The 6,013-nt window shown below is 56.6% G+C and carries 4 protein-coding genes; 1 reads left to right on the top strand and 3 read right to left on the bottom strand.

The window, feature by feature from the left end:
• Positions 1–231: 231 nt before the first annotated feature.
• Complete coding sequence (locus Q1B15_RS03455) at positions 232–1,566, bottom strand: ABC transporter substrate-binding protein (protein ID WP_299750193.1); 1,335 nt, start codon at positions 1,564–1,566, stop codon at positions 232–234.
• Positions 1,567–1,756: 190 nt separating this feature from the next.
• Here Q1B15_RS03455 and Q1B15_RS03450 point away from each other — a divergent pair, with 190 nt between their 5' ends.
• Positions 1,757–2,635, top strand: coding sequence for an IclR family transcriptional regulator C-terminal domain-containing protein (locus Q1B15_RS03450; RefSeq protein WP_299750190.1), 879 nt, complete (start codon positions 1,757–1,759; stop codon positions 2,633–2,635).
• A 173-nt stretch (positions 2,636–2,808) separates the two neighbouring features.
• Here Q1B15_RS03450 and Q1B15_RS03445 read toward each other — a convergent pair whose 3' ends face one another.
• Positions 2,809–4,254: an FAD-dependent oxidoreductase gene (locus Q1B15_RS03445; RefSeq protein ID WP_299750187.1), complete on the bottom strand. Its 1,446-nt coding sequence runs from the start codon at positions 4,252–4,254 to the stop codon at positions 2,809–2,811.
• A gap of 203 nt (positions 4,255–4,457) precedes the next feature.
• Positions 4,458–5,906, bottom strand: coding sequence for an NAD-dependent succinate-semialdehyde dehydrogenase (locus tag Q1B15_RS03440; RefSeq protein WP_299750185.1), 1,449 nt, complete (start codon positions 5,904–5,906; stop codon positions 4,458–4,460).
• Positions 5,907–6,013 lie beyond the last annotated feature (107 nt).

The raw sequence follows: 6,013 nt of genomic DNA, 5'->3' as shown, positions 1-6,013 counted from the left end.
CAAAAGGTCCATCGATTGCAGATCCGCTGATACGACGAGGGGCCAGCCAAGTTTTTGGGTATAGCGCTTCCGGTTTTCGGCCACTGAATAGATCTTAGACATGAGAAAGCCTCCGGTGGGAGGCCTCAGTCGGAAGTCTATGATCTCCATGGTGGAACCCGCCTTTCCAGACAAATTGGGCGCCGCAATAGGGGGCTAAATAGCCTACTCATTGCGGCGCCCGAGGAGCGATTAGCCCTTCATTACTTCTTCGATGATTTTCGCTGTTTCGCCGATCACGACATCAGGATTCTCGTCGTTCAGAACAACACGCTGGACCATGTCGGAGATGGCCATCGTACCCTCGACGTCTCCAGCACGATCGTTCGACATGTGGGCCTTTGACTCGTAGCCAAGGTTATGGCCCTCAGCCGCTGCCGATGCCATCAGATCAACTTCGGTCGCGTATTTCTTAATGATCGGGTCGTCTTGATAGATCGGATTGCTGTTGATCGACTTCAGAACCGGAAGAAGGTGGCCCGGTGCAGCAAGCAACTGCTTGATATGGCCTTCAGGTTCAAACAAATGCGTAGCGAACAACTTGGCTGCCTCGATCTTCTTCGACTGCGCAGGGATGAAGACGCTTGGGAACGCGTTGAATGTCCATGGCTTTACATCAGGCGAAATCGTTGGGTAACGGACGCACGTAATGCTGTCCGCGATGCTTGGATTTTGGGCATTTACGTTGCCGAGAACCCGGCCAGTGTAGATGCCTGTGGCCGTTGCTCCGCTAACAAAAGCTGTGATTGCTTCACCCCAGCTGTAGTTCGTAGCTCCCGGAGGGCAGAGTTCCCGCATGGATCTATAAAACTCAAGCGCGTCGCGCGTTTCCTGGCTGTCGATAGCGACTTGCAGGTCCGGCGTGAACACCGTCGCACCGGCCTGGTGCATAACGCCGACAAAAATTCGCGTGGTCATCGAATTGCGGCCATAGGGGAGAACCGCCCCGTAAATTCCATTTTTCTGCATGGCTTGGCAGGCCGCGCGAAACTCGTCCCAAGTTTCCGGGGACTTATCAACGCCGGCCTCTTCCATGAGGTCCGTCCGTAGCCACAGCATGTTGGCCGCCACGTTGCCAATTCCAGTGGCGACATAGTTCCCGTCAGCGGCTTTGTAGACGTCGTTTGCGCCGTCATAAAAGTCTGCCGGGCCGACGGCCTCGATCACGTCATTCATCGGCGCAACAAGGCCGTTGGAATAGTAGGTGTGGATAGAGAATGATGGCAGGTGTGTAACGATATCCGGCACTTCGCCTGACGCGAACGCAGCCGCAAGCTGTGCGGCATAACCTTCATCGGAGGTGGTCTCGAAGACAACCTTGATGCCAGGATTGGCGGCTTCGAACGCCGCAATCTGAAAGTTGTAAGCCTCAAGCTGCAGGGGCGCGCTTTGAGGCGACCACCAGCGCAAAGTGGTTTCTTGTGCAGATGCGCGGAATGGCACCGCGGCTAAAGCTGTTGTAGCCGCCATGCCTTTCAAGGCACCGCGTCTTGTAAGTCCATTACGGCCATTCGCTGAGTGTGTCATAATCTGGTCTCCCTGGCTTTTTGATTGTTCGCATAGCGCACTATTGTTCGATTTAACAACGGGAGGTACAAGTCGTGCAACAGTTATTTCGTAGCCCACCTGCAATACACGTCGGTATCGCGCTGTGGGCCGCTGGCAGGGCACAATAATTTGTGGTGTGAGCCAGGCACCTAACGTGGTCGAGGGTCGCATGGCTGAGAAGACAAAAAAATCTGAAAGTCAGGAGCTGCGCGCGCCGGCCAAGCTTGTCGGACGGACTGATCTGACGACAGCAGCTCCGAAGCGGAGCGATAAAAGCGAACATGGGAGTCTCAATCCGCGAGACTACGTAAGTTCACTTGCCCGTGGCTTGGAAGTCCTTTGCGCCTTCAACCGCACGCGTCGCAAGATGACGCTTTCTGAGGTCGCCGCAGAGACGGGCAATACCCGGGCCGGGGCACGTCGCATCCTTCTCACGCTTGTTCGCGAGGGCTACGCGGTGGCCGATGGCAAGCTATTCGATCTCACTCCGCAGGTTTTGGAACTGGGGTTTTCGGTTCTGTCCTCGAAAGGTGTCTGGGATATCGCGCGCCCGTTCATCGACCATCTGTCGGACGAAATCCAAGAATCTGTGTCCGCCGCTGTCCTGGACAAGTTCGACGTCGTTTACGTTACCGGTGCTCAGTATCATCGTGTGATAAGCGTCGGCATCATCGTTGGTGGCCGGTTTCCCGCGGCCCAGACCGCGACCGGACGGGTGCTTCTTTCAGCCCAGCCAGAAGAGGCCTGGACAAGAATGATCCAGAGTGTCCCGCTTGACGCAATGACGGACCGGACAGTCACCGATCCTGTGGAGTTTCGACGTATTCTGGAAAATGTCCGGGACCAAGGCTGGTGTCTGGTGGATCAGGAACTTGAAGTTGGCCTCACCTCGATTGCGGTTCCTGTCTACAAAAGCACTGGTGAGGTTGTCGGCGCGATCAACGTGGGCGTCCCGAGCATGAGAATGACGCCTAAGGTCATGGTTGAAATCATCCTGCCAAAACTACAGGAGACTGTGGCCAATATCTCCCGAGCCCTCAGGCGCTAAACGTCCCAAAAATGCACAGGATCAAAAGGGAGACCAGGGATTGCCATTGTTGCCCCGACAAAATCAGGGAAGCGGCCGACAATCGACACGCCGTCGGCTGTCGTAGTCCTTCCGGTCCGTGGCGCCGCCGGAGCGTGTCTGCGCAGGATACTCTCGAACGGCTCCAACACCCGTTAGCGAGCGACCGCTTTTCGTAATATTTCCGGCAAAACGCGCAGCACACGACGCAGGATGAATATCGAACCCTGCTGATCGGCAAACGCGCCATAGGTCAGGGGACCGACAATGAAGAGAGCTTGATTGGCGTGTCCCTTCGCATCGATCGCATTGCCGCAGATATCGACATCGAAGCCGGATCCGGTCGGATGGTGTGCCGCAAACCCGCGAGCGATTAGGGCGTGCAAGAACGGGTTGTTTGTCTGCCCGAGCCGATCTTCCAACCCGGTGCAATTTACAGAGATGTCAAAGGTTCTAGTAGTAACGTCCCTTTTTGCACGTTCACGCAGGGAGACGTTGAGACGAGAGGCGTTCGGTTTTGCGTCAAGGATCGTGGCGGACAAAAAGCTGACTTGGCCGCGGGCTTGGGCTGCTTCGATGCGACTCTCGATCTGTGGTGGCAAGCGAAAGCGGTGGACGTCGTACCAGGTTTTGCCATGGCGTAAGAAGCGCATCTTTTCGGCCATAGGCAAGGTGTGCCAGTGATCGGAAATCAGCTCACTGAGCTTTTCCATGGTAGGCACCCACGACTCGCCACGGTCTGCCCTTATGTGTGCCTCGCGGCGTAATTCCTGAAGAATTCTTGAAGGCGGCTTAACGGTCAAATCTGGCCCGATGAATTGCGCGTGTTTTTCTGCGTCCGGGACGCTGTCGCGCACATAGGAATTGGCATTGAGGGGGGGACGTCTTCGCGGTCTTTTTCCCCGCCGAGACAGCAGCGTGATAGGCCCTGTATGACCATATTTCAAAAGGCTCGCGGTAACATCCGACGCTGTCTGAGCCATTCCCAAAATGAGCACGTCAGCTGACTTCGGTATCCGGCGCAACCGGTCCGTGTTCCAAGGATCAGGGAGAAAGGCTGATCCATTCTTAGGGAGAGCGGAAAGCACTGGTGGGATATTTGCCAGACCCGGCGTGGCGGCCACTGCCAGAACCCGTGCGGAAACGATGTCACCACCCTCCAGCGCAATTTGAAAAAGGGAGCCTTTTTTGACGACGTCGATGGCCCGGTCGACGATATGGACGATGTCAGACCCCGACGGGTTTTGTGCCACGTGTTTGCGTACTTCTGCGTTCAGATATGTGCCGAAATCGTACCGTCTCGGAAAATGGTAGCCAGAGCTGTCGCAGGCCTCTGGGTCCTGCTTATCCAGCGCCTGCGCCATATACCAGTCATGGAAATGCGATAGGCAATCGGGATATATGGAATGTCTGGAGCCCGGGCCGTTCAGGCGGTGGTCAGCCTCCGGGTTGCCATAGGCCAGCCCCCGCCCCAGCTGCTCGTTTGGCTCGACAATCGCAATGCTCAGGGGCGTCTTCGCTTCGCGCACCAAATGAATTGCTGTCGCGGCTCCGGTAAGACCGCCACCCACTATCACCACATCGTGGACAGAGCCCGTCATGATGACAGGGCGTATGAGCCATGCGCGTGCATCCGTTCTTTCAGGGCATGGATTGGCTCAAAGACCATACCTCAGGCTGTGCCGCACAGAACCGCGCGGCTTCGGTGCGGCAAAATCGAAGACGTCACTTTCTTTGCAGAGACTGGTTCGAATGGCTCTGACACAACACGACTTCGAGCGGATTTACCTGCGCTTTGCAACGTTCAGATCCCACCGATACACATAAACTTCGTGTCGAGATAGTCATCGATGCCCTGCCAGGAACCTTCCTTGCCAAGCCCGCTTTCCTTCAGGCCGCCAAAGGGAATTTCAGGTGACACAATCAACACTTCGTTTATTCCGATCAGCCCGTATTCAAGTCGATCCTGAAGCCGGAAGACTCGGCCGATGTCGCGGGTATAGGCATAGGCCGCAAGGCCATAGTTGGTGTCGTTGGCGGCGTTGATCGCTTCGTCTTCTGTGTCGAAGCGGTAAAGGGGCGCAATCGGCCCAAAAATTTCTTCTGTCGAAAACCGCATGTCGGCTTTGGCGTCTGCAATGACGGTCGGCTGATAAAACAGACCGCCACGGGAGTGGGGTGCACCTCCTGTAATGACCTCGCCACCCTTGGCTTTGGCATCGGCGACGAAGTCACTAATTTTTTCCAGCGCTGCCGCATCGATCAGCGGGCCTTGCTCTGCGCCTTCTTCGTTTCCTGGCGCAACCTTAAGATCGCTGACAGCCTTGCTGAAAGCAGACGCGAAACGATCGTAGATACCCGACTGGACATAAAGGCGGTTGGTGCAGATGCAGGTCTGTCCCGCATTGCGGAACTTTGCGATGATTGCGCCCGCGACAGCTTTTTCCAGATCGGCGTCGTCAAAGACGATGAAAGGTGCGTTGCCGCCCAATTCCATTGACATGCGTTTAACCGTGCTCGCAGCCTCGGCCAGCAATTGCTTTCCGATCGCAGTCGAGCCGGTAAACGTAATCTTTGCGACCTTCGGGTTCGATGTTATTTCACCACCAATCAGGCGTGCGCTGCCGGTCAACACGTTTACTGTCCCCCGCGGAAATCCGCATTGCTCGGCCAGATGCCCCCAAACCAGTCCCGATAAGGGCGTCGCGCTGGCGGGTTTGACGATCGTCGTGCAGCCTGCGGCAAGGGCCGGGCCGAGCTTGCGCGCCAGCATGGAGGACGGGAAGTTCCAGGGCGTAATTGCGGCGACGACACCGACAGGGTGTCGCGTGGTTAGAAGCTTTCGGCCCGGTATGGGTGCCGGGATGATCGCACCGTTCGTGCGACGAGCCTCTTCCGCGAACCACAAGACATAGGCCGCGGAGGATGCGACCTCGCCTCGTGCCTCTGACAGCGGTTTGCCCTGTTCGGCCGTCAGCATGGCCGCCATTGCTTCGTGGTTGTCCAAGATCGCGTCATGAAGTCTTCGCATCAGGGCAACGCGTTCGCTTAGTGGCATGGCCGCGTATTCCGGGAAGGCCGTGTGGGCGGAGTTGATCGCGCGCTGAGTTTCGGTGGCACCGGAATTTGGCACGCGCGCAATAACGGTACCGTCAGCCGGGTTGGTGACATCGATGGTACCACCGTCATCTGCAGCAACCCATTGGCCGTCGATTAAGTTGGCTTCGCGGATGAGATGGGAAAAGTCAGTCATTTCGTTTGTTCCTTGTAGGCATCTGGGTTTGTCACCCATGCGGCAAGTTCGGCGTGCGTTGGGAACCATACCGTGCCCCGCGACTTGGCATGGGCAATCAGACGATC

It is taken from the genome of uncultured Boseongicola sp., from assembly GCF_937988555.1.
Taxonomy (GTDB): Bacteria; Pseudomonadota; Alphaproteobacteria; order Rhodobacterales; family Rhodobacteraceae; genus Boseongicola.
Note: the sequence above shows the minus strand (reverse complement) of the source record. Positions and strands in the feature narration are given on the sequence as shown.

Excerpts from the sequence above, each read along its gene's own strand:
- Q1B15_RS03455 (WP_299750193.1), bottom strand. The coding sequence starts at position 1,566 with ATGACACACTCAGCGAATGGCCGTAATGGACTTACAAGACGCGGTGCC.
- Q1B15_RS03450 (WP_299750190.1), top strand. The coding sequence starts at position 1,757 with ATGGCTGAGAAGACAAAAAAATCTGAAAGTCAGGAGCTGCGCGCGCCG.
- Q1B15_RS03445 (WP_299750187.1), bottom strand. The coding sequence starts at position 4,254 with ATGACGGGCTCTGTCCACGATGTGGTGATAGTGGGTGGCGGTCTTACC.
- Q1B15_RS03440 (WP_299750185.1), bottom strand. The coding sequence starts at position 5,906 with ATGACTGACTTTTCCCATCTCATCCGCGAAGCCAACTTAATCGACGGC.